Annotated in this window: 20 protein-coding genes; 15 read left to right on the top strand and 5 right to left on the bottom strand. The window is 73.5% G+C overall.

The features are described from left to right. Window positions 1-21 precede the first annotated feature (21 nt). Both AC3CCI_RS06385 and AC3CCI_RS06380 read left to right on the top strand, forming a co-directional pair. Entirely contained in the window at window positions 22-1080 is a 1059-nt protein-coding gene (locus AC3CCI_RS06385; RefSeq protein ID WP_488628448.1) for a LacI family DNA-binding transcriptional regulator, read from the top strand. 110 nt (window positions 1081-1190) lie between these two features. Then, complete coding sequence (locus AC3CCI_RS06380) at window positions 1191-2966, top strand: class I mannose-6-phosphate isomerase (protein WP_488628447.1); 1776 nt, start codon at window positions 1191-1193, stop codon at window positions 2964-2966. A gap of 133 nt (window positions 2967-3099) precedes the next feature. On the opposite strand, the gene AC3CCI_RS06375 is transcribed toward AC3CCI_RS06380, so the two are convergent. Together AC3CCI_RS06375 and AC3CCI_RS06370 are read right to left on the bottom strand one after the other, a co-directional pair. Then, on the bottom strand, window positions 3100-4020 hold the full coding sequence (locus tag AC3CCI_RS06375) for an ROK family protein (RefSeq protein WP_488628446.1): 921 nt from the start codon (window positions 4018-4020) through the stop codon (window positions 3100-3102). Then, window positions 4017-5240: a glycoside hydrolase family 76 protein gene (locus AC3CCI_RS06370; RefSeq protein WP_488628445.1), complete on the bottom strand. Its 1224-nt coding sequence runs from the start codon at window positions 5238-5240 to the stop codon at window positions 4017-4019. The genes AC3CCI_RS06375 and AC3CCI_RS06370 overlap by 4 nt, the downstream gene beginning before the upstream one ends. A 203-nt stretch (window positions 5241-5443) precedes the next feature. On the opposite strand from AC3CCI_RS06370, the gene AC3CCI_RS06365 reads away from it, so the two are divergent. Next, the gene (locus tag AC3CCI_RS06365; RefSeq protein ID WP_488628444.1) at window positions 5444-6274 is read left to right on the top strand and encodes an oxidoreductase; all 831 of its coding nucleotides are present in this window, start codon (window positions 5444-5446) and stop codon (window positions 6272-6274) included. A gap of 329 nt (window positions 6275-6603) precedes the next feature. Here the strand turns inward: AC3CCI_RS06365 and AC3CCI_RS06360 are convergent, their stop codons facing one another. Next, a complete protein-coding gene (locus tag AC3CCI_RS06360; protein WP_488628443.1) occupies window positions 6604-7728 on the bottom strand; it encodes an AraC family transcriptional regulator in 1125 nt (374 codons plus the stop codon). Window positions 7729-8002: 274 nt separating this feature from the next. After that, on the bottom strand, window positions 8003-8359 hold the full coding sequence (locus tag AC3CCI_RS06355) for a VOC family protein (RefSeq protein ID WP_488628442.1): 357 nt from the start codon (window positions 8357-8359) through the stop codon (window positions 8003-8005). Between the two features lie 327 nt (window positions 8360-8686). On the opposite strand from AC3CCI_RS06355, the gene AC3CCI_RS06350 reads away from it, so the two are divergent. The 6 genes from AC3CCI_RS06350 to AC3CCI_RS06325 all read left to right on the top strand — a co-directional run bounded on the left by AC3CCI_RS06350 (window position 8687) and on the right by AC3CCI_RS06325 (window position 13919). Next, window positions 8687-9733, top strand: coding sequence for an NAD(P)-dependent alcohol dehydrogenase (locus AC3CCI_RS06350; protein ID WP_354594450.1), 1047 nt, complete (start codon window positions 8687-8689; stop codon window positions 9731-9733). 258 nt (window positions 9734-9991) lie between these two features. After that, window positions 9992-11338, top strand: coding sequence for a TRAP transporter large permease subunit (locus AC3CCI_RS06345; RefSeq protein ID WP_488628441.1), 1347 nt, complete (start codon window positions 9992-9994; stop codon window positions 11336-11338). 20 nt (window positions 11339-11358) lie between these two features. Beyond that, window positions 11359-11637, top strand: a complete 279-nt coding sequence (locus AC3CCI_RS06340) for a hypothetical protein (RefSeq protein WP_354594448.1) — start codon at window positions 11359-11361, stop codon at window positions 11635-11637. Further along, a complete protein-coding gene (locus AC3CCI_RS06335; protein WP_488628440.1) occupies window positions 11634-12353 on the top strand; it encodes an RraA family protein in 720 nt (239 codons plus the stop codon). The genes AC3CCI_RS06340 and AC3CCI_RS06335 overlap by 4 nt, the downstream gene beginning before the upstream one ends. 11 nt (window positions 12354-12364) lie before the next feature. Next, entirely contained in the window at window positions 12365-13108 is a 744-nt protein-coding gene (locus tag AC3CCI_RS06330; RefSeq protein ID WP_354594446.1) for an IclR family transcriptional regulator, read from the top strand. Between the two features lie 37 nt (window positions 13109-13145). Continuing rightward, window positions 13146-13919, top strand: coding sequence for an NAD(P)-binding domain-containing protein (locus tag AC3CCI_RS06325; RefSeq protein ID WP_488628439.1), 774 nt, complete (start codon window positions 13146-13148; stop codon window positions 13917-13919). Window positions 13920-14077: 158 nt separating this feature from the next. Here the strand turns inward: AC3CCI_RS06325 and AC3CCI_RS06320 are convergent, their stop codons facing one another. Next, complete coding sequence (locus tag AC3CCI_RS06320; protein ID WP_354594444.1) at window positions 14078-14413, bottom strand: hypothetical protein; 336 nt, start codon at window positions 14411-14413, stop codon at window positions 14078-14080. 231 nt (window positions 14414-14644) lie between these two features. Between AC3CCI_RS06320 and AC3CCI_RS06315 the strand changes: the two genes are divergently transcribed. From AC3CCI_RS06315 to nhaA, 6 genes are all read left to right on the top strand, one after another. Then, the gene (locus AC3CCI_RS06315; RefSeq protein ID WP_488628438.1) at window positions 14645-15520 is read left to right on the top strand and encodes an SDR family NAD(P)-dependent oxidoreductase; all 876 of its coding nucleotides are present in this window, start codon (window positions 14645-14647) and stop codon (window positions 15518-15520) included. 230 nt (window positions 15521-15750) lie between these two features. Beyond that, a complete protein-coding gene (locus tag AC3CCI_RS06310; RefSeq protein WP_488628437.1) occupies window positions 15751-16464 on the top strand; it encodes a TetR/AcrR family transcriptional regulator in 714 nt (237 codons plus the stop codon). Window positions 16465-16573: 109 nt separating this feature from the next. Continuing rightward, window positions 16574-19177: an MMPL family transporter gene (locus AC3CCI_RS06305; RefSeq protein ID WP_488628436.1), complete on the top strand. Its 2604-nt coding sequence runs from the start codon at window positions 16574-16576 to the stop codon at window positions 19175-19177. 551 nt (window positions 19178-19728) lie between these two features. Beyond that, window positions 19729-20241, top strand: coding sequence for an FBP domain-containing protein (locus AC3CCI_RS06300; RefSeq protein ID WP_488628435.1), 513 nt, complete (start codon window positions 19729-19731; stop codon window positions 20239-20241). Window positions 20242-20473: 232 nt separating this feature from the next. Then, on the top strand, window positions 20474-20647 hold the full coding sequence (locus AC3CCI_RS06295) for a hypothetical protein (protein WP_354594439.1): 174 nt from the start codon (window positions 20474-20476) through the stop codon (window positions 20645-20647). A gap of 73 nt (window positions 20648-20720) precedes the next feature. Continuing rightward, entirely contained in the window at window positions 20721-22055 is a 1335-nt protein-coding gene (nhaA, locus tag AC3CCI_RS06290) for a Na+/H+ antiporter NhaA (RefSeq protein ID WP_488628434.1), read from the top strand. The last annotated feature ends 40 nt before the right edge of the window (window positions 22056-22095 follow it).

Raw genomic sequence — 22095 nt, 5'->3', positions numbered from 1 at the left:
CAGGCCTGTATATCTGGGGGGATGGCGCCCGCGGCAGATCACCCGTCGCCCGCCACCGGCCCGACGGGCACGGGCAGGGGGGCAGCCGTCACGGTCAAGGACATCGCCCGGGTCGCCGGGGTCAGCCCGATGACCGTCTCGCGGGTGCTGTCCGGTGGCAAGAACGTCCGCCCCGCCCTCCGCGAGCACGTCGAGCGCGTCGTGGCCGAGGTGGGCTACCACCGCAACGAGAACGCCCGCAGCCTGCGCCCCGGCCACCGCTCGGGGCTCGTCGGCGTCCTCATCACGAACATCGCGAACCCGTACTACGCCGGCGTGGTCCAGGGCGTCGAGCAGGTCGTCGCCGCGACGGGTCGCCGCATCCTCGTCGGCACGACCAATGAGGACGCCGACCTCGAGCGGCAGCTGCTCTCGGACTTCCTCGGCCGGCAGGTCGAGGGGCTCGTGGTCGTCCCGGTCGGCGGGGACGCCGAGCGGTTCCTGCCCGAACGGCTGGCCGGCGTCCCGCTCGTCCTCGCGTCGCGGACCGTCGACGGGGTCCGGGCCGACGCCGTCCTGATCGACGACGTCGAGGGGGCCCGGCGGGCGGTCACCCAGATGCTCGACGAGGGGCACCGTCGCATCGCGTTCCTCGGCAACAAAGAGACGGTGTCGACGGGGCGCCGACGCCTCGCCGGCTTCCGCTCGGCCCTCGAGCAGCACGGGCTCGCGGTCGACGACGACCTCGTCGTGTTCGGCCTGCAGGAGGCCGCCGCCTCGGAGGCGGCGACGCACGACCTGCTCGCCACCGACGATCCGCCCACGGCGATCTTCGCGGCGAACAACCGGATCAGCGTCGGCGTGCTGCGGGCCCTCGCGCGGCGGGCGGCCCGGACGCCGTCCCTCGCCGTGCCGCGCCTGTTCGCGTTCGACTCGTTCGACTTCGCCGACATGGCCCCGGTCCCGTTGTCGGTCATCGACCACGACCCCGTCGAACTGGGGCGCGTGTCGGCCCGGATGCTGCTGGCGCGACTCGAGGGGTCGACCGAGGCCGCGCCTCCTCGGCTCGTCGAGCTGCCCGTGCACATCGTCCACCACTGACGCACGCCGTCGCCGGCCCCGCTGGCCGCGGAAGTCGTCGGCGTCTCGTCGTTGCCTGACCCTGTGCCGTCCGTTAGGGTTGGTAACGTTATCAACGAAAGCAGGCGACCATGAGCACCTCCGTCCCCTCCGGCGTCGTCCCCGGCGCCTACGACAAGGCCCCCGTCATCGAGCTGCCCGACGGCCACCGGGCCTGGTCGGGCGGCGACGCCTGGCGCCACCTCGCCGACCTGCTCGAGCCGGGCGTCGTGCTGGCCGTCGACGCCTACCCCGGGACGGACCTCGAGGCGCTGTGTCGCGAACTGCAGGCGGCCGCCCCCCGCGCCTCCCTGATCGACGTCGAACAGGCCGCGGCACGCACCACCGACGAGATCGACGCGCTGATCGCCCGCGACCTCACCGACGACCGCGTCTTCGGGGTGCTCAGCCACCACACGCTCGACGAGTTCTACGACGCGGGTCGCCTCGCCGAGGTCGCCGACCGGGTGCGGCGTGCCGACGGGCCCGTGGTGCTCTTCGGCTGGGGCGCCACGCTCGTGCCGGTCGAGGTCGACTTCGTCGTGCTGGCCGACCTCGCGCGGTGGGAGATCCAGCGGCGCCAGCGTGCCGGGGCACCGAACTGGCGGGCCGACAACGGCGACGAGGACCAACTGCGCAAGGTCAAGCGGGGCTACTTCGTCGAGTGGCGGACGGCCGACCGCCACAAGCGCGCGCTCTTCGACCGGATCGACTACGTGCTCGACGCGAACGACTCGATGCCCGCGGCCAAGCTCGTCGAGGCCCGGACCTTCTTCGCCGGCCTCGAGATCGCCTCGCGGCGACCGTTCCGCGTCGTGCCGTTCTTCGACCCCGGGGTCTGGGGCGGGCAGTGGATGAAGACGGTCCTCGGCGTCGGCGACGAGAGCAACTACGCCTGGTGCTTCGACTGCGTGCCCGAGGAGAACAGCCTGCTGCTCTCGGTCGACGGGACGGTCGTCGAGGTGCCCGCCCTCGACCTGGTCTTCCGGCACCCCCGCGAGCTGCTGGGCGAGCGCACCCACGCGCGGTTCGGGGCCGAGTTCCCGATCCGCTTCGACTTCCTCGACACGATGGACGGCGGCAACCTGTCGCTGCAGGTGCACCCGCTGACCGGCTACATGCAGGACGTGTTCGGCATGCCCTACACGCAGGACGAGAGCTACTACCTGCTCGACGCGTCGGACGACGCGGTCGTCTACCTGGGCCTGCGCGAGGGCGTCGACCGGAACGAGATGGAGGAGGCGCTGCGGACGGCGGCGGCCGGTGGCGCGACGTTCGAGGCCGAGCGCTTCGTCGCGGCGTTCCCGGCCGCGAAGCACGACCACTTCCTCATCCCGGCGGGCACCGTGCACTGCTCGGGCGCGGACTCGATGGTGCTCGAGATCTCGGCGACGCCCTACATCTTCACCTTCAAGATGTGGGACTGGGGGCGGGTGGGCCTCGACGGCGTCCCGCGTCCGGTGCACCTCGACCACGCGCTCGCCAACGTGCAGTGGGACCGCGACGCCCGCTTCGCCCGCGACGAGCTCGTCGACCAGGTGACCGAGGTCGCCCGCGGCGACGGCTGGGTCGAGGAGCGCACCGGCCTGCACGAGCTCGAGTTCATCGAGGTACGGCGGCACTGGTTCGACGACGTCGTGCCCCACGACACCCGGGGCACGGTGAACGTGCTCAACCTGGTCGAGGGCGCCGAGGCCGTCGTCGAGAGCCCGACCGGGGCGTTCGAGCCCTTCGTGGTGCACTACGCCGAGACGTTCATCGTGCCGGCGGCCGTCGGGCCGTACACGGTCCGACCGCACGGGCGGGGCGTCGGGCAGCGGCTCGGGACGGTCAAGGCGTCGGTGCGGGGCACGGCCCGCGACGACTGAGCGGTCGCGTGGGGCCCACCTGGTCGGATCGGCGGGGTCGGCCGGCCGGGCCGACCCCGCGTGGGTCAGCCCGCCGGGCCGGTCCGGCTGCGCGAGCCTGCCGGGCCGGCCCGGATGAGCCGGCCCGCTGAAGTCAGCCCTGCTCGGCCCACCGGGCGGCGCCGAGCAGGGGGGCGTGGTCGCCGAGCGTCCCGGGGACGACGACGAGGCCCGGGGTCGACCCGGGGCCGCCCTGCCCGAGGCTCGCCGCGAGGGGCGCGCCGACCACGTCCCAGGAGCGCGAGACGCCGCCGCCCACGACGACGGCCTCTGCCCCGAACGCGTCGACGCACGGGCGCAGGGCGTCGCCCAGTGCCGTGAAGGTCGCCGTCACGATCTCACTCGCCGTGGGGTCGCCGGTGCGGGCGAGGGCGCAGATCTTCTCGACGGTGAGGTCGTCGCCGGTCCTTCGCCGGTACCCGGAACGGAGCGCGGGGGTGGAGACCGTCTCCTCGAGGGGGCGGCCCTCGACGGTGAGCGTGTGGACGTTCCCGTCCGACGGCACCCCGGGCCCGTCGGACACGGGGTGGCCGTCCACGAGGAAGGCCGAGCCGACCCCCGTCCCGAGCGTCAGGCAGATCATGCGGCTCGCGCCGACCCCGGCGCCGGACGACCACTCGCCGACGGCGTACGCGACGGCGTCGTTCACGAACCGGACCGACGCGGGCTCGGTGCCCAGCGCCTCCTCGAAGCGGGCGCGCAGGTCGACGCGGGCAAGCGCGGCGAACTTGTCGACGCCCGCGAAGCTGCCGCTGCCGGCCTCGTAGTCGAAGGGGCCGGGCAGGGCGACGGCCCACCGGGTGGGCGCGGGGCGGCCGGCCGCGAGGGAGGCGCGCGCGGCGTCCGAGGCGGGCGCGGTCAGCCGGGCGAGCAGGTCGTCGCGGGGCGCGTGGGGGTCGAGGGTCGTCCGGTGTTCGTGGCCGAGGCGACCGTCGGTGACGATGCCGGCCGTGACGTGGCCCCCGCCGACGTCCACGACGCCGACGGGGGCCACGACCCGGGACTCGACGGTCAACTGATCTGGCCCAGGCGGTCGGACGACCAGCCGAGCGCCGCGACGATCTGCACCATGGCCGACTGGTCGAGGGTGGCCGCGGGGCGCTCGGGCAGGTAGTCGCCGCCACCGCTCGGCTGGAAGTGGAACAGGCCGGTGGCGGGGTCGCGGTTGTCGCGCCAGGTCGCGTCGGCGTACTGCTCGATCGTGGCGCGGTAGGCGGGGTCGTGCTGCACGGAGTCGAGCAGGAGGAGGTCCTTGAAGTAGAACGAGTTGAAGATGGCGGGCTGCTGCTGCAGTCGGCCCTCGGCGCCCCAGTAGGCGAGCGAGCCGCGGGCGTCGTCGGTGGCCTTGGTGAGCCAGGTCGGGTCGTCCGTGGCACGGTACAGGATCGTCGCCGTGGCGATCATCGCCCCCGAGTTGTACGTCCAGAGCGTCGGGTCGACCGTGCCGTCGTGGTGTCGGCTGTTCTGGTAGAGCCCGGCGGACTGCTTCAGGCACGACTCGTTCCAGTCGTAGGCCTTCGTGCTGAAGCGCAGGTAGGCGTTCTCGCCCGTCTCCTCGTAGAGGTGCGCCGCGAGCTGGGCGGCGAGGCCCGTGACGTTCGCCCCGCGCGTGGTGTTGTCGGCGGTGTCGATCCAGTCGACGCCACCGGGGCAGGCGAGCGCCGCGTCGGTGTTCCAGCCCCGCGAGGCGATGGTGAACGCGGTGCGGGCCCGGTCGAGGTACTGCGCGTCGCCGGTGGCGTGGTACTGGCTGATGAACGACAGGCCCACGACGCCGTTGTCGTCGTAGTAGACGTCGCCGCCGGTGCCGAGCGGGGCGGGCAGGTACGACTCGTACCCGGGGCGACCGCCGGGGGCGACCGCGTAGTAGTTCTCGAGGCCGGCCACCCGCGCGCGGGCCGAGTTGGCGTAGGCCGGCCCGACGCCCGGCAGGCCCTGCAGGTCGAGGGCGGCCTGGGTCGCCTCGCGGTACTCCCAGAGGAACGAGTACGGGTTGCCCTCGGCCGTGTTCGTGTTCTCGCGGTACAAGCCGTGGCCCGCGGCGCCCGTGTAGAGGTTGTCCTGCAGGGCGTCGTACGAGGCCGACGCCCGCGCCTGCCAGACCGGATCGGGGGCGGCCGAGGCGGCGTCGGCCTCGGCGGGGTGGCCGGCGACGGTGAGGCCGGTGACGAGCGTGAGGGCGATGAGGGCTCCGAGAGCACCTCGTCGCGTGGGTGAGTGCAGTGTGGACACCATTGACTGACCTGCCTTCGAGGGATGGTTGGTATCGTTACCATACGCAGGCTCGCCCGTGATGTCCAGGGCGTCCACGGCATCCGCGTGGGGGCATCGCGGGTGCGGGGACGGGCGGGGCTGACGGGCACCGCGCCTCCTTGGTTGTCTGGGGGCTGCGGCACGCGTGAGCGACGGTGCCCCGACCGAACGAGAGAAGAGACCACATGTCGACCTGGTTGATCACCGGATGCTCCACGGGGCTGGGGCGCGCCTTCGCCGAGGAGGCGCTGGCCCGCGGGCACGACGTCGTCGTCACCGCGCGCGACGCCTCCGCCGTGCAGGACGTCGTCGACGCGCACCCCGACCACGCGCTCGCGGTCGCCCTCGACGTGACCGACGGCGACCAGGTGACGGCCGCGGTCGCCGCCGCCACCGACCGCTTCGGCGGCGTGGACGTGCTCGTCAACAACGCCGGCTACGGCTACCGCTCGGCCGTCGAGGAGGGCGACGACGCCGACGTCGCCCGCCTGTTCGACACGCACTTCCACGGCAGCGTCCGCACGATCAAGGCCGTGCTGCCGGGCATGCGCGCCCGTCGCAGCGGCACGATCGTCAACCTGTCGTCGATCGGCGCCCGCCGCACCGGCCCCGGCTCGGGCTACTACGGCGCCGTCAAGGCCGCGATCGAGCAGATGACGATGGCCCTGCGCACCGAGCTCGCGCCCCTGGGCATCACGGCGACCGTCGTCGAGCCGGGCTCGTTCCGCACGGACTTCTCGGGCCGGTCGCTGACGCAGTCGGCCACGCCCATCGACGACTACGCCGAGACGGCCGGCAGGCGCCGCATCGAGGCCGACACCTCGGACGGCACCCAGCCCGGCGACCCGGCGGCCGGCGCGCGCCTGCTCGTCGACGCGGTCGAGTCGGGCTCGTCGCCCTATCTGCTGCTGCTCGGCTCGGACGCCGTCGAGATCGTCACGGGCGCGCTCGACGACCTGCGGGGCGACGTCGATGCGTGGGCGGAGCGCAGCCGGGCCACCGACTTCGACGCCTGAGGGGCGCGGCGGGCGCGCGGGCTGCGGTCGTGTCGCACCGCCGGGTGGACGTCGCACCGCGGAATGCGGCAGTGCGACGTCCACATGACGGTGCGCTGGCGACGCGACCACCCCCGGGAGGCGCGGTGCCGGTCGGCCCGGCACCGCGCCTCCTCGGGGTCCGGCGTCGGCCACCGGGGCACTCGCAGGGCGGTGCCGGTGTCGCACCGCCGAGTGGACGTCGCACCGCGTGATGCGGCGGTGCGACGTCCACGTGGCGGTGCGGTGGCGGTGCGCCGTCGAGGTGGCGGTGCGACATCGGCGGGGAGTGTGCTGCGGCCGCGGGGCGATCAGCGGGCGAGGGTGTCGCGGGGGTACTCGCCGAAGCGGGCGACGTAGGCGGCCGAGAAGCGGCCGAGGTGGACGAAGCCCCAGCGGGTGGCGACCTCGGAGACGAGCGTGGTGCGCGGGTCGCCGTGCAGCAGGTCGAGCCGCACCCGGTCGAGGCGGACCCCGCGCACGAAGCGGGTGGGGCTGGCGCCGAGGTGCTCCTGCATCTGCTGCTGCAGGGTGCGCGGGTGCATGTCGACCGCGGCGGCGATGTCGCTCGAGCTGATCGCCCGGTCGACGTACGCGTGCACGTACTCGGCGGCGAGCCGGAGCCGACGCGTGCGCTCGGTCCGCAGCTCGGCGGGCACGGCGACCGGCCGCCACGGGAAGAGGTCGAGCAGCGCCTCGGCCAGGGCCGTCTGCGCGAGGAGGCGGTCGGGCGCGCTGGTCTCGGGTGAGACGACGACCGGAGTCACGTCGGCCAGGACTCCGCGCCAGGCGGCGAGGGCGTCGTCGCTCGGGACGGCGGCGTGGTCGAAGTCGACGCGCTGGGGCGGACCGCCGTGGCGGGTGGCCGCGACGTCCTCGAGGAACCCCGCGTCGAGCTGCACGATGCTGTGCCGGTGCGGGGTCATCGCGAACGAGTACGAGGTCTCGGTCGGCGTGAGGAAGGGCCTGCCGCCGACGCTCGCGAGGTGCCCCTTCGGGTAGTCGATCGTCACCGAGCCGACGGGGAACCGCGAGACGACGTAGTCCCGCGACCAGGGGATGACGCCCTGCAGGTGCCCGGTGAAGGTGCCGGTCTGCAGGCTCAGCCGTCGGTCGCCCGCGGTCGCGAAGCGGAACGAGAACGGCTCCGCGCCCGGGCGTGCCCGGAACCGTCGGCCGCCGAGCGCCGCCTCGAGCTTCGCCCGGGACTCGTCGACGTCGGTGCCCGACCAGGCGTCACGGTGGAACCGGTCGATCGGCGGCGGCGGCAGCAGCGGAGGCGCGGTGGGGGAGGCTGCGTCGCCCGCGACGCCTGCATCGCGTGCGTCACCTGCGTCGCCCGCGGGGGCCGCGGCGGCGGCCGCGTCCGGGGTCGCCGGGGCGAGGCCCCGCGGGGTGCGGGTGTCGGTGTCGCCGTCGATCTCGGTGCTGGTCATGGTGGTCTCCCGTCCTCCTCGCGTCCGGCGCGGCACGCTGGTGAGACGAGGCCACTCTTTCAGGACGAGGCGGGGTCGCCGTTCGTCACAGATGCGCAGGACGCGAGGTCGGTCACCACCCTGCCCGACCGGCGGCCCGAAGTCCCGACCCCAGTCCACGTGACGGCCGACCGGGGGCGTACCCCGCGCCGTGACGCGACCACACGGGCGCTACCACGCAGGGGAGGCGCGGTGCCGGTCGGACCGGCACCGCGCCTCCTCGGGGCCCGCGACGTCAGTCGGTCGGGGGCGTGTAGAACTGCAGGTCGTTGCCCTCGGAGTCCTTGAAGGGCAGGATGCGGCCCCACGGGTGCTCGCTGATCGTGCCGGTCACGTCGGCGCCGCGCGACTGCAGGTCGGCCAGCGCGTCCTCGAGGGTGCCGTCGGGCTGGAACGTGATGACCGCCCCGCTCTCGCTCGACGCCGAGGCCTCCTCGCGACCGTTGAGGCCGATCATCAGGCCGTTCGCGTCGATCTCGGTCCAGTCGTCGCTCTCGTTCTTCACCGTGAGGCCGAGCGCGTCACGGTAGAACGCCGTCGCCCGCCCCATGTCGGTCACGGGCACCCACACTGTTGCCACTCCGCTTGCCATGTCGACTCCTTCGTCCGGCACCGGACCACCCGGTGCTGCGTCTCCGTCCGTGCTACGCCGTGGTCCGTGCCGGCCGGCCCGCTAGTCAGGGCACTTTCCCATGCGAAGGCGTGTCCCACGATCGACGACGGCCGACGCGACCGCCCGCGGGAGGCGCGGTGCCGGCCCGACTCGCACCGCGCCTCCCGCAGGTCCTCGCCCGCGGGTCCCGTCGGGGTCACCCGCGATCGGGCCGGGAGCGTAGCGTCGGGACGTGGGCGACGGTCGTCGAGCACCTCGTTCCGACCCGCCCCCGCCCCCGAACCGAACACACCCCTCAGGAGACCCATGCGCACCGTCAACGCCTACGCGGCACCGTCCGCCACCGAGCCCCTCGTCAAGACGACCGTCGAGCGCCGCGACGTCGGCCCCAAGGACGTCATGATCGACATCGCCTACGCCGGCATCTGCCACAGCGACATCCACACCGTCCGCGGCGAGTGGGGCGAGATCCAGTACCCGCAGGTCGTCGGTCACGAGATCGTCGGCACGGTCGCCGAGGTGGGCTCCGAGGTGACCAAGCACAAGGTCGGCGACCGCGTCGGCGTCGGCTGCATGGTCAACTCGTGCGGCGAGTGCGAGTACTGCAAGCGCGGCGACGAGCAGTACTGCGCCAAGGGCAACACCGGCACCTACACGAGCGTCGATCCGATCGACGGCACGATCACGCAGGGCGGCTACTCGCAGGCCGTCGTCGTGACCGAGGACTTCGTGCTGCGCGTCCCCGAGTCGCTCGACTACGACAAGGTCGCCCCGCTGCTCTGCGCCGGCATCACCCTGTACTCGCCGCTGCACCACTGGGGCGTCACCGAGGGCACCAAGGTCGCGATCGTCGGCATGGGCGGACTCGGCCACATGGGCGTCAAGATCGCCGCGGCCCTCGGCGCCGACGTCACCGTGCTGTCGCAGACCACCTCGAAGAAGGAGGACTCGCTGCGCTTCGGCGCCAAGGCGCACTACGCGACGAGCGACGAGCAGACCTTCACCGACCTGGCGAACTCGTTCGACCTGATCGTCAACACCGTCTCGGCGAAGGTCGACATGGGCGCCTACCTCGGCCTGCTCGCCGTCGACGGCACGCTCGTCAACGTCGGTGCCCCCTCCGAGCCGCTCGAGGTGCCCGCGTTCGCGCTTATCCCGGCCCGTCGCAGCTGGGCCGGCTCGGCCATCGGCGGCATCCGCGAGACGCAGGAGATGCTCGACTTCTGCGCCGAGCACGGCATCCTGCCCGAGACCGAGCTGATCGGCGCCGAGCAGATCAACGAGGCCTACGACCGCGTCCTGAAGTCGGACGTGCGCTACCGCTTCGTGATCGACGCGGCCACCTTCGCCTGATCCGACACCGCCAGCGCCTGCTCGACCGGACGCCCCCGCACCGTGTGTGCGGGGGTGTCCGTCGTGTGGGGGGCGGGTGCCGGCGCACGGCACCGCGTTTCGTGCACTGCACCCGGACTAGTCGCGGTGCGGTGCACGAAACGCGGTGCGCAGCGTCAGGCGGGTTCTTGACGGCGGCCGAAACTCCCCGTACGGTTCACGGAACGCACTTGAAGTGCGCCTAGTGAACTTCTGACCCTCAACGGAGAGCGAGTCATCATGGGTACGGCCGTCTGGGCCCTCATCGCCTACATCGGCACCATCGTCGTCTGGAGCGTGCCGCTGAAGCGGGGCATCGGCGAGGCGATGGTCGTCGGATTCCTCGTCGTGTGCGCCTTCGGTGGGCCCGACGTCCTCGACCTGGTGCTCGTCGGCCTGCAGGCCGCCTTCAGCCAGGAGATCGTGTTCGCCGCCCTGGCCTTCACCTTCATCGGGTTCCTGCTGGCCTCGACCGGGGTCATCGACCGCCAGGTCGACATCCTCAACTCGCTGCTCGGCCGGTTCCGAGGAGGCGCCGGTTACGTCGCCACCGTCGGCTCGGCCCTCTTCGGCTCGGTCGCGCACTCGGGCTCGGCCAACGCCGCGACGATGGGCACCGTGGCCATCCCGTGGATGAAGCGCTCGCAGTGGCCGCCGCACGTCGCCGCCACGCTGATCGCCGGCAACGCCGGCAACGGCACGGTCATCCCGCCGAGCGCGTCGTTCTTCATCCTGATCGGAACCGCGACGGTCGCTCCGCTCGTGTCGGTCGACGCCCTGCTGCCCGCGATGTTCGCGGCCGCGGGCTGGTGCGTGCTCTGGCGCCTGATCGTCGTCTTCATCTTCGTGCGCCGACACAAGATCGGCCGGGTCGACCGGTCGGACATCATGCCGTTCGTGCAGGCCTTCGCCCGCGGGTGGACGTCGTTCCTGCTCTTCCTGGGCATCGTCATCCCGGTGCTGGTCACCCTCGGCCCGACCGGCGAGGCCCTGATCGGCGCCCTCGGCGAGGACGTCATGGACACCGTGAGCATCGTGGTGTGGATACCCGTCCTGCTGTTGCTCTTCGCCCTCGTCCTCGGCCGCAAGAAGCTGCCACGCACGGGCGCCGCCTGGTACGGGTTCGTCGCCAAGACGGCGCCGCGCTACCGCGACATCGGCGCCACCCTCGTCTTCGCCTTCGCCGGCGGTGCCGTCCTGACCGAACTCGGGCTGGCCGACCAGCTGTCGGCGGTGCTCAACGGCTTCGACGCGTCGCCGCTCGTCATGTCGGTGGTCGTCGCCGTGCTCGTCGTGCTGGTGGCCGGTCCGCTCAGTTCGACGGCCACCATCGCCACGATCGGCGGCATCGGCTTCAGCGTGCTCGTCGTCGCCGGGGTCGACCCGATCCTGGCCGCCTGCGTCGTGCTCGTCGCGGCCTCGACCGAGGGGGCGTCGCCCCCTGGCGCCTCGGCCATCTACATCGCGACGGGCATCGCCGGGGTCAACCCGGTCAAGACCTTCGTGCCCCTGATCGTCCTGTACGTCCTGCCGATCCTGCTGATCGCCGCACTGATCGGCCCGGGCTGGCTGCCCGTGCCCCACTGACCCGGAACGGAGAAGACACCATGACCGACAACGCCACCCCCGAACCGCAGCACGGCCCGGCCCGGCAGCGACTGATCCGCCTGATGACGACGGTGTTCGTCGTCCTGCTCGTCTCGATGCTGATCGTGGGCACCGTGCTCGTCCTCACCCAGCTCGTCGGCGTGATCGGCCTGAACGCCGACCTCGTCACGGCCGCCGAGTCCGTCGTCAGCCCGGTCGCGTTCGGCATCGCCGCCGTCCTCGGCATCTGGACGCTGCTGCTCTCGTACGCCCACGGCTGGAAGCCGAGCGAGGGATGACCGCCCCGACCGCCGCCCCGACGCCCGGGCCCGCCCCGACGCCCGGGCCCGCCTCGACCCGCGAGCCGGCCCCGGCCCCCGGGCCACCCCCGACCGCCGCACCCGCCGACACCCCGACCATCGGAGCCCCCGTGACCGACCCCCGCACCCCGCTCGACCGCTTCGCGGCGCTGCCCGTCGCCAACGTGGGCGACGCCATGGACCGCCTCGGCGTCGTCGACTCGGCCGTCCGCGCCGTCTGGCGTGGCGCCCGCCTCGCCGGCCCGGCCTTCACGGTCGAGGTGGCCGGGGGCGACAACGCCGGCATCCACGAGGCGATCGGGCAGATCCGGCCCGGCCAGGTGCTGGTGGTCAACGGCCACGGCGTCACCGACCGCGCCCTCGTCGGCGAGCTGATCGCCGAGCGGCTGCGCAAGGCCGGCTGCGTCGGCCTCGTGGTCGACGGGGCCGTGCGGGACGTCGACGACCTCGAGCAGCTGCGCTTCCCCGCCTTCGCGGCCGGCGCCTCCCCGGCAGGTCCGTACCGCAACGGCCCGTTCCGCATCGGCCGTCCGGTCGCGATCGGCGGGGTCGTCGTGCACCCCGGCGACCTCGTGCTCGGCGACTCGGACGGCGTCGCCGTGGTGCCCGCCGACGAGGCCGACGCCGTGCTCGAGCGGGCCGAGGCGAAGCACGCCGACGAGACCGAGACCCGGAGGCGCATCGTGTCCGGGTGAGAATGGTCGGCATGGCAGACCCCCAGCCCACCGTCCGCAGCGTCGAACGCGCACTCGACGTCCTCGAGCTGCTCGAGAGGGCGCCGGGGCCGATGCGGCTGGTCGACCTCAGCAAGGGCAGCGGCCTGAGCACGGCGACCGTGCTGCGCATCGTGGGGGTGCTGCAGCGTCGGGGCCTCGTGCAGCACGTCGGGGGCGACTACCGCCTCGGGGTCGCGACGCTCGGCATGGCGCACGCGTTCATCGTGGGCGACCCGCTGAGCAACCGGACGCGGCCGCACCTGCAGCAGCTGTCGGTCACGACGGGCCTGACCTCGTCGCTCTACGTCCGCTCGGGCGCCGAGCGCGTGCTCAGCTCACGGGTCGACGGTGCCGACCCGCTGCGGTACCAGCTGCCGATCGGCCGTCGGCTGCCGCTGACGGTCGGCGCCGGGCGCACGATCCTCGCGCACATGCCCGCCGACGAGCAGGAGGCGCTGGTCGCCTCGGTCGGCGAGCTGCGGGACGCGAACGGCACGCCGGTCTCGACCGACGACCTCCGTCGGTCGCTCGAGGTCATCCGCTCCGACGGCTTCCACGTCTCGATCGCCGAGCGCGACCGTGACGTCGCCGCGGTCAGCGTCCCGGTCTTCGGGCCCGACGGCGACGTCGTCGCCTCGGTGTCGGCCTCGGGGCCGGCAGAACTCAACACACGACAGGAGCTCGTCGATCGGGCCCCTGAACTCCGCCGGGCCGCGCAGGCGATCGGGCGCTGACACGCGGGTCGCCACGACTCGCGGCGAAAGGAACACCATGCGAGTCGGATTCATCGGCCTCGGCGAGGCCGGGCACATCTACGCGGCGGCCACGGCGGCCGCCGGTCACGACGTCACGGGCTTCGACCCGGCGGCGCCCAGCACGCCCGCCGGCGTCCGCCGGCTCGACACGGCCGCCGAGGTCGTGGCCTCGTGCGAGCTCGTCGTCGTGCTGACCGGCGCGTCCTTCAGCGGTCGGATCGCGGCCGACGAGGCGCGCCACCTCGCGCCCGGCGCGATCTGGTCCGACTTCACCACCGCCTCCGCGCAGGTGATGCGCGAGGCCGAGGCCGTCGTCGAGGCCGCGGGGGGTCGCTTCGCCGACGTCGCCGTGCTCGGGCCGGTGCCGACCAAGGGCGCGGCCACCGAGACCATGGTCAGCGGCTCGGCCGCCGCCGACGTCGCGGTCTTCTTGCGGTCGCTCGGGGCCGAGGTCGAGACCGTGGACGCCCCGGCCGGCGAGGCCACCTCGCGCAAGCTGCTGCGCAGCGTGATGATGAAGAGCCTCGCCACGACCGTGGTCGAGGCCCTCGAGGCCGGCCGGGCGGCCGGCTGCGAGGAGTGGGTGCGCTCGCAGGTCGCGGCCCAGCTCTCGGGCGACGCCGACGCCAAGATCGAGCGCTACGTCACGGGCAGCCGCAAGCACGCGGTCCGCCGGGCCCACGAGATGGACTCGGTCGTCGAGCACCTCGCCGCGCTCGGCGTCGAGGCCGAGATGTCGGCCGCGTCGGGCCGGGTGCTGCGGCGCCTCGCGGCCGAGGGCGGGGCCTGAGCCGTCCCGCCGCGACGCACACCGCACCGCGTCTCGTGCACCGCACCCGGACTGGTCGCGGTGCCGTGCACGAAAGGCGGTGCAGTGAGGGCGGAGTGGGCCCGCCGCGCGGGCGGGCCCCGCTGGCGCTCTGACGAGCCGAGGAGGCGCGGGTCGGCCTAGAGGAACCCGGTCACCGCGACGGCGATCGCGGCGAGCAGGGCCACCGCCGCCAGCACCCTCGACGACCCCATGACGAGTCGCCGCCTCGGGCCGCCGTCGTAGGGCTCGTCGTCGGCGTCGCGCAGTTCGGGTGGCAGCTCGGCCTCGCGGCGACGCTCGTGCTCGAGTCGGGCGGCCCGCTCGAGACGGGCGACGCGCTCTGCCTCGTGCCGACGGGACAGCTCGACCTCGCGGTCACGGGCGACGAGCAGCTCGAGCTCGCGGTGCGCCTCGTCCGACCAGGTCGCGAGGTCGTCGCCGGGGGTGTCGGGGGAGCCGTCGTCGTGTCGCATGGAGGGTGCCTTCGTCGCGGGGCGGGGTCGTCGTCTGAGGTTAGACCGCTGTGCCTGGAGCCGCCATGGGCCGCTCCCCGATGCTGCCCTCACGTCACCCCGTCACCCCGTCACCCCGGCACCCCGGCACCCCGGCACCCCGTCCTCCGGCAGTCGGCGATTTGCCTAGGCAGGGGTTCCGCGCCGGTCGAGGGGGTGCGGGGTGGGCAAATCCCGCCTAGCGTCCCCTGCATGACCGTCACCCTGCCTCCCGCCGCCCGCCTCGACGACCAGACCGTCGTCGTCACCGGGGCCAGCTCGGGCATCGGCCGCGCCGCCGCCCGCGAGCTCGCCCGCCTCGGTGCCACCGTCGCCGTCGTCGGTCGCAACCCCGACCGCACCCGCACCGTCGCCCACGAGGTCGGGGGCCGCGCCTACCTCGCCGACTTCTCCGACCTCTCGAGCGTCCGCGACCTCGGCGAGCAGTTGCTCGCCGAGCTGCCGCGCATCCACGTCCTGGCCAACAACGCCGGGGCCACGATCCCCGAGCGGTCGCTGACGGTCGACGGTCACGAGACGACGTTCCAGGGCAACCACCTCGCGCCGTTCCTCTTGACCGCCCTGCTGACGCCGCGCCTCCTCGAGACCGCGAAGGACGCCCGACCCGGCTCGGTCCGCATCGTCCAGACCTCGAGCGCCGGCAACCTCTTCGGCAAGGTCGACCTCGACGATCTCGACAACTCGGCCGGGCCGTGGGCCGGCGGGTTCCGTGCCTACGGCACCTCGAAGCTGCTCAACGTGCTGTTCACGCGCGAGCTGGCCCGACGCCTGCCGCGGGCCGGCGGCGGCGTCGACGCGTTCGCGTTCCACCCCGGGTTCGTCGCCTCGGGCTTCGGCGGCAGCGGCGCGTTCATGACGGCCGCCAAGCGCCTCGCCGTCTCGACCGAGGACGGCGCCGAGCCCCTCATCCGCCTCGCGGGGGCGACGACCGTGCCGGCACCGAGCGGCAACTACTTCGACCGGCTCACGGCGCCGGGCCGCGTGGCTCGTCAGGCGAACGACGCCGACCTCGCCCGCCGACTGTGGGACGATAGCGCCCGCCTGCTCGACCTCGACGACACCATCTGACCCGAGCGTCCCGCGCCTCGTCCCGTCGTCGAGTAGGCGGAAGACGACCCTCAGCCGTGTGCCGAGGACATCTTCTGCCCACCCGACCGTCCGGGGCGATGGGGACGGGGGTGGGACGAGGAGGCGCGGGTCGGGCGGGGTACGGCGGCCGCCTCCCGGCCGCCCGAGTCCCAGCGATTCCCCAGCGGATCTGGCTGCACCGAGTGCGTCGCTGCACTTAGTGTAGGCAGGTGACCGTCAAGAGCCTGGTGCCCGACCGCCGTGCCGCCCTCAAGGCCAAGCACCGCCAGGCGATCGTCGACGCCGCCGACGCCCTCATCGCCGAGCGAGGTGCGCCCCGGTTCAGCGTCGACGAGCTCGCCGAACGCGCCGACGTCTCGCGTCGCACCGTGTTCAACCACTTCTCGTCGCTCGACGAGGTCGTCATGACGGCCTGCACCCGCGTGCTCACCGGCGCCGTCGACGAGTTCCGGGCCGCGACCGCCGCGGCACCCGTCGGGGACGGCACCCGCGCCTCCTTGTTCGCCGAGATCATCCAGGCGGTGCAGGTCGTCGACCTGCCGGCCGTCGTCTCGTACCTCTGGGGCGTGCTCGGCGACGACGGCAGCGACCCGCGGTCGCACAGCCTGATCCAGGACGTCTTCACGCGCGTCACCGAGCAGCTCTCGATCGAGACGGCCGAACGCAGCCCCGCCACCGACCCGCTCGAGGCCGAGGTGCTCGTCAGCTCGCTGATGAACGGCATCGCCGTCGTCGCCCGGCACTGGATCGTCCGCACCGGGGCCGTCGTCGACGACGACAGCCGCGCGGTCTGGGCCGACCTGCTCGACCGCATGGTGACGAGCATCCGCACCGGCTACGGGCCCGAGACGACCGTGCCCGGGTCGGCCGAGTCGGAGACGAGCTCGCCCGAGACGACCGTGCCCACCCCGACCACCCCCTGACCCGTCGGCCGGCGCACCCGGCCGACCCGCACCTCCTTCCCGACGCCGCGACGTGAGGCCACCCCCGCAACCCGCATCACCCCGCACCACCCTGGAGGAACAGACACCCATGGCATCCCTGCTCTATCGACTCGGCCGGTTCTCGGCCCGGCGGGCCTGGCTCGTCATCGTGGCCTGGCTGGTCGTGCTCGGCCTCGCCGGCGGCGCCTTCGCGCTGTTCGGCGGAACGCTCACCACCGCCGTCAGCATCCCCGGCACGGCGACGCAGAAGGTCAGCGACGAGCTCGCCGAGAAGTTCCCCCAGGCGAGCGGCGGCACCGGCACGGTCGTCTTCACGACCACCGACGACTCGGCCTTCACCGACCAGCAGGAGTCCGACATCGCGGCCCTGCTGACCGATGCGAAGGAGCTGGACGACGTCAAGGGCACCACCGACCCGTTCGCCACCCAGCAGCAGATCGACGACCAGGCGCAGAAGGTCGAGGACGGTCGCCAGCAGATCACCGCGGGCCAGGCGCAGATCACCGCGGGCCAGCAGCAGATCGACGCGGCGACCGCCCAGATCACCGCCGGCCAGCAGCAGCTGGACGCCGCCAAGGCCCAGGCGCAGGCCGCCGGCGAGGCCGCGCTCGCCGCCGCCACGCCCCAGCTCGAGGCGCAGCAGGCGCAGCTCGACGCGGGCACGCAGCAGATCGCCACCCAGCAGGCCACCCTCGACGCGAGCAAGTCCGAGCTCGAGACGCAGAGCGCGACGCTCGAAGAGGGCGCGAAGTTGCTCGAGCTGACCGACGGCATCCGTCAGGTGTCGACCGACGGCACCACGGCCGTCGCCAGCATCCAGTTCGACAAGGCGCTCAACCTCGTCACCAGCGAGAACAAGGAGGCCGTCGTCGACGCGATGGAGGACGCGTCGATCGAGGGCGTCGCGGTCGAGGTGTCGAACGACATCGCCGCCACCATCCCCGAGGTCTTCGGTCCGGGCGAGGTGGCCGGCGTGGTCATCGCCGCCATCGTGCTGTTCGTCATGCTCGGCACCTTGATCGGTGCGGGCCTGCCCCTGGTCAACGCCCTCATCGGCGTCGGCGTCGGCGTGCTCGCCTCGCTGTCGCTGTCGGGCGCCGTCGAGATGCTCTCGGTCACCCCCGTGCTCGGCGTCATGCTCGGCCTCGCGGTCGGCATCGACTACTCGCTGTTCATCCTCAACCGGCACCGCACCCAGCTGAAAGAGGGAGTGCCGCTGCACGAGTCGATCGGCCTGGCCAACGGCACGTCCGGCAACGCCGTGGTGTTCGCGGGCTCGACCGTGCTGATCGCCCTGCTCGCGCTCAACCTGACCGGCATCCCCTTCCTCGGCCTGATGGGGACGGTCGGCGCGGTCTGCGTGTTCGTCGCGATCCTCATCGCCATCACGCTGACGCCGGCGCTGCTGCGCCTCGTCGGCCTGCGCATCCTGACCAAGAAGGCGCGGAAGGCCGTCGGCCGCACCGGCGCCGTGCGCGTCCCGACGAAGCCCATGAGCACCGTCCGGGCCGTGCTGACCCTCGTGGCCGGCGTCGCCGTGCTGCTGATCGTCGCGATCCCGGCGCTGTCGATGCGCCTCGGGCTGCCCGCCGGGTCGTCCGAGCCGGTCGACTCGAGCGCGTACAAGGCCTACAAGTTGATCGACGAGAAGTTCGGCGCCGGCGTCAACGGCCCCCTGGTGGTCGTCGCCGACCTGCCGACCGCGATCTCGGACGACGACCTCGTGTCGGAGCAGGTGCGCATCGGCACGATCTTGAAGGACCAGGACGACGTCGCCGCCATCGCCCCGATCGGCGCCTCGGACGACGACACGCTGCTGGCCTTCCAGGTCGTGCCGGAGGGCGGACCGACCGCCGAGTCGACCGAGCAGCTCGTGCGCGACCTGCGCGGCCTCGACATCGACGGCGTCTCGTCGCTCGGCGTCGCGGGCAACGCCTCGGGCAACATCGACGTGAGCGAGAAGCTGGCGGGCGCCCTGCCGCTCTACCTGCTCGTGGTCGTCGGGCTGTCGCTGATCATCCTGATCTTCGTGTTCCGGTCGATCCTCGTGCCGGTCACGGCCACCATCGGCTTCGTGCTCTCGCTGTTCGCCGCGTTCGGCGGCGTCACCGCGGTCTTCCAGTGGGGCTGGCTCGGCCCGGTCTTCGGCGTGCACGACCCGGGGCCCATCCTGAGCTTCCTGCCGATCCTCATGGTCGGCGTGCTCTTCGGCCTGGCGATGGACTACCAGCTGTTCCTGGTCAGCGGCATGCGCGAGGCACACGCGCACGGTTCGTCCGCCCGTCTCGCGGTGCAGCGCGGCGTCCACGCCGGGCGCACCGTGGTCACCGCCGCGGCGCTGATCATGACGGCGGTGTTCTCGGGCTTCGTGTTCTCGAACTCGGTGCTGATCCAGTCGATCGGCCTGGGCCTGGCGCTCGGGGTGCTCTTCGACGCGTTCGTCGTCCGCCTGCTGCTGATCCCGGCCGTGATGCACCTGCTCGGCGAGTCCGCGTGGTGGCTGCCGAAGTGGCTCGACCGCATCCTGCCGGACGTCGACGTCGAGGGCGCGTCCCTCGAGCGGTCGCGGCCGCACGCCTCGGCCGCGGACGCCGGAGCGGACGGTCACGTCTCGCACGTCGACCCGACCGTCCCCGTCGACGCCGTGCCCGACGGCAGCGACCCCGACCACCACGGGCGTCACGCCGGCTGACCCCGGGCGTCGCACCGCCGAAGGGACGTCGCACCGCCGTATCCGGCGGCGCGACGTCCCTTCGGCGGTGCCACCCGAGCGCGAGCGCGACCGGCACCGGCCCTCGGAGCGTCACCCGCGCCTCCTGACCGAGGTCGCACCACCGTCGGGTCGTCGCACCACCCTCCGGCGTGGTTCGCCGACGCGAGCGTGGTGCGACCTCGTGCCGACAGGTCGAGCCACCGGGCCGAGGAGGCGCGGGTGCCGTTGCCGAGGACGACCCGCCGACGTAGGGTGACCCGGTGACCATCTCGTCCGCACCAGCGACGCCCGTCGGGCGTGAGGGGGTCGTCGGCGCCGCGTGCGCCGGCTGCAGGTAGTCGGGTCTCCGCAGCGGATCGGCCGTCGAGGTCGGACCGCGCACCGCCGTGCCGTGCGGTCCGCATCCCCGGCACGGTCCCACGAGAACACCCGGATCGGTCGACGCGTCGACGCCGGGCACCAGGGCGGTCGCCGATCGCCCGTGCCCGCCGACGTCGCCGCCGCCCCGGGCCTGACGACCGGAGAACCACATGATCCCCCTGACCGAGAAGACCGTCCGCGCCTCGTTCGTCAACGCGAGCCGCAAGGAGGCGTCCGACCTGACCCTGCCCGCCGACGTCGGCGACCTCGAGTGGGCCGACCTCGAGTACCTGGGCTGGCGCGACCCCAAGCTCGCCCGCCGGGCGTACGTCGTCGTGCCCACCCTCGACGCGGACGGCGTGCCGGGCCCCGCGGTGGCCGGCGTCGTGCTGCGCCAGGCCGAGGCCTCGCCCCGCCAGCGGGCCCAGTGCACCTGGTGCCAGGACGTCCGGCTGCCGGCCGACGTGCTGTTCTACGCCGCCAAGCGCGCGGGGGCGGCCGGACGCAACGGCGACACCGTGGGCACGCTCGTCTGCGGCGGGTTCGAGTGCTCGGCCAACGTCCACCTGGCACCGCCAGAGGCCTACCTCGGGTTCGACGTCGAGGCGGCCCGGCTCGAGCGCATCGCGAGCCTGCGCGTGCGGGCGGCCGGGTTCGTCGAGAACGTGCGCCGCACCGCCTGACCCGCGCCGCGCCTCCCGGCCGGGGCCGCGCCCCCTGACCGGGGCCGGGTCCGGGACCGCGGCCGCGCCCGCGCCCGCCGGCCCGGCGGGGTCGCACCACCGTCGCGTCGTCGAACCACCCTCGTGCGTGGTTCGACGACGCGAGCGTGGTGCGACCTCGCCGACCGTCGAACAACCGGGCCGAGGAGGCGCGGGTCGGCCCGGTCGCGGATCCCGACGGTACCCTGGGGCCATGTCGTCACCCGCCTGCCCGAGCCGTGCCCCGCGCCGGGTGCTCACGGCGCAGCAGGCGTTCCCGAAGCGGCTCGTGCTGACGAAACGGACCTGCGGCACGAACGGCTGGATGAGCCTGTGGGGCAGCAACGCCCACGGCGAGATCGCCGGGTGCCCGCCGCCGGTGGCGTGACGCCGCTCCTCGTCGTCGACGGGTCGAGCGGCCGTTCCGCGCTGCCCACCCACGCTCCCGAAGGACGACGACGATGACCGAACCCACCCCCGCCGACGGCACCCCCGCCGGCCCCACCCCCGCCCACCGCACGCCCGCCGACGCGGCACCCGTCCCCGCCCCGGCCCACGCGCCGCATGCCGACGGTCGGGCCGCCCGCCTCTCGCGCTTCCTCAGCCGCGACACCACCGGCGGCCTGCTGCTGCTCGCCGCGACGGTGCTCGCGCTCGTCCTGGCCAACAGCCCGGCCGGCTCGTTCTACGCGCAGGTGCGTGACGTCTCGTTCGGCCCCGAGGCGCTGCACCTGCACCTGAGCGTCGGGGCCTGGGCCGCCGACGGCCTGCTGGCGATCTTCTTCTTCGTGGTCGGCCTCGAGCTCAAACAAGAGTTCGTCGCCGGTTCGTTGCGCGACCCCCGGGTCGCCGTGCTGCCCGTCGCGGCGGCGATCGGCGGGGTCGCGCTGCCGGCGCTGATCTTCACGCTGGTCAACCTCGGCGCCGGGCCGGACGCCCTGCAGGGCTGGGCGATCCCGGCCGCGACCGACATCGCGTTCGCCGTCGCCGTGATCGCCGTGGTGGGCAAGCGCCTTCCGCCCGCCCTGCGCACCTTCCTGCTGACCCTGGCCGTGGTCGACGACCTCATCGCCATCACGATCATCGCGGTGTTCTACACGGCGGGCATCGCCTTCGTGCCGCTGCTGCTGGCCCTGCTGCCGCTGGCCGCCTTCGCGGTGCTCGTGCGACGCGGGGTGCGGTCGTGGTGGCTGCTGATCCCGCTCGGGGTCGTCGCCTGGGCGTTGGTCCACGCCTCGGGGGTGCACGCCACGATCGCCGGCGTCGCGCTCGGCCTGCTGGTGCCCGCGGTGGCCACGGCCCGCGCCGGCGTCACGCACCTCGGCGCCGACGGCCACGAGGTGCGGCACCCGCTGACGCACCACTTCGCCGAGCGCTGGAGCCCGGTCTCGTCGGGCGTCGCCGTGCCGGTCTTCGCGTTCTTCTCGGCCGGGGTCACGGTCGGCGGCTTCTCGGGCCTGGTCGAGTCGCTCGGTGACAGCGTCGCGTTCGGCATCGTCGTCGCGCTCGTCCTGGGCAAGTCGATCGGCATCACGGGGGCGTCGCTGCTCGTGACGCGCCTGCCCGGCATCCGCCTCGACCCGACCCTGCGGTGGGGCGACGTGGTCGGCCTCTCGTTCGTCGCGGGCATCGGGTTCACCGTCTCGTTGCTCGTCGGCGAGCTCGCCTACGGAGCCGGCAGCGAACAGGACGACGTCGTCAAGGTCGGCGTCCTCGTCGGCTCGCTCGTCTCGGCGCTGATCGGCGGCACGATCCTCGCCGTGCGCGGACGGCGGCGCGAGGGCGCCGAGGCCTGACCCGGCGCCTGCCCCGACGCACCCCGCCACCGACGGTGCC

This window comes from Frigoribacterium sp. CF331, assembly GCF_057787905.1.
The sequence above is the reverse complement of the archived record's forward strand: the minus strand, read 5'-3'. Positions and strand labels throughout refer to the sequence as shown.

Coding starts and splice junctions, on each gene's coding strand:
- AC3CCI_RS06345 (WP_488628441.1), top strand. CDS start 9,992: ATGGGTACGGCCGTCTGGGCCCTCATCGCCTACATCGGCACCATCGTC.
- AC3CCI_RS06305 (WP_488628436.1), top strand. CDS start 16,574: ATGGCATCCCTGCTCTATCGACTCGGCCGGTTCTCGGCCCGGCGGGCC.
- AC3CCI_RS06330 (WP_354594446.1), top strand. CDS start 12,365: ATGGCAGACCCCCAGCCCACCGTCCGCAGCGTCGAACGCGCACTCGAC.
- AC3CCI_RS06320 (WP_354594444.1), bottom strand. CDS start 14,413: ATGCGACACGACGACGGCTCCCCCGACACCCCCGGCGACGACCTCGCG.
- AC3CCI_RS06360 (WP_488628443.1), bottom strand. CDS start 7,728: ATGACCAGCACCGAGATCGACGGCGACACCGACACCCGCACCCCGCGG.
- AC3CCI_RS06380 (WP_488628447.1), top strand. CDS start 1,191: ATGAGCACCTCCGTCCCCTCCGGCGTCGTCCCCGGCGCCTACGACAAG.
- AC3CCI_RS06370 (WP_488628445.1), bottom strand. CDS start 5,240: ATGGTGTCCACACTGCACTCACCCACGCGACGAGGTGCTCTCGGAGCC.
- AC3CCI_RS06315 (WP_488628438.1), top strand. CDS start 14,645: ATGACCGTCACCCTGCCTCCCGCCGCCCGCCTCGACGACCAGACCGTC.
- nhaA (WP_488628434.1), top strand. CDS start 20,721: ATGACCGAACCCACCCCCGCCGACGGCACCCCCGCCGGCCCCACCCCC.
- AC3CCI_RS06385 (WP_488628448.1), top strand. CDS start 22: ATGGCGCCCGCGGCAGATCACCCGTCGCCCGCCACCGGCCCGACGGGC.
- AC3CCI_RS06350 (WP_354594450.1), top strand. CDS start 8,687: ATGCGCACCGTCAACGCCTACGCGGCACCGTCCGCCACCGAGCCCCTC.
- AC3CCI_RS06365 (WP_488628444.1), top strand. CDS start 5,444: ATGTCGACCTGGTTGATCACCGGATGCTCCACGGGGCTGGGGCGCGCC.
- AC3CCI_RS06325 (WP_488628439.1), top strand. CDS start 13,146: ATGCGAGTCGGATTCATCGGCCTCGGCGAGGCCGGGCACATCTACGCG.
- AC3CCI_RS06335 (WP_488628440.1), top strand. CDS start 11,634: ATGACCGCCCCGACCGCCGCCCCGACGCCCGGGCCCGCCCCGACGCCC.
- AC3CCI_RS06295 (WP_354594439.1), top strand. CDS start 20,474: ATGTCGTCACCCGCCTGCCCGAGCCGTGCCCCGCGCCGGGTGCTCACG.
- AC3CCI_RS06300 (WP_488628435.1), top strand. CDS start 19,729: ATGATCCCCCTGACCGAGAAGACCGTCCGCGCCTCGTTCGTCAACGCG.
- AC3CCI_RS06355 (WP_488628442.1), bottom strand. CDS start 8,359: ATGGCAAGCGGAGTGGCAACAGTGTGGGTGCCCGTGACCGACATGGGG.
- AC3CCI_RS06340 (WP_354594448.1), top strand. CDS start 11,359: ATGACCGACAACGCCACCCCCGAACCGCAGCACGGCCCGGCCCGGCAG.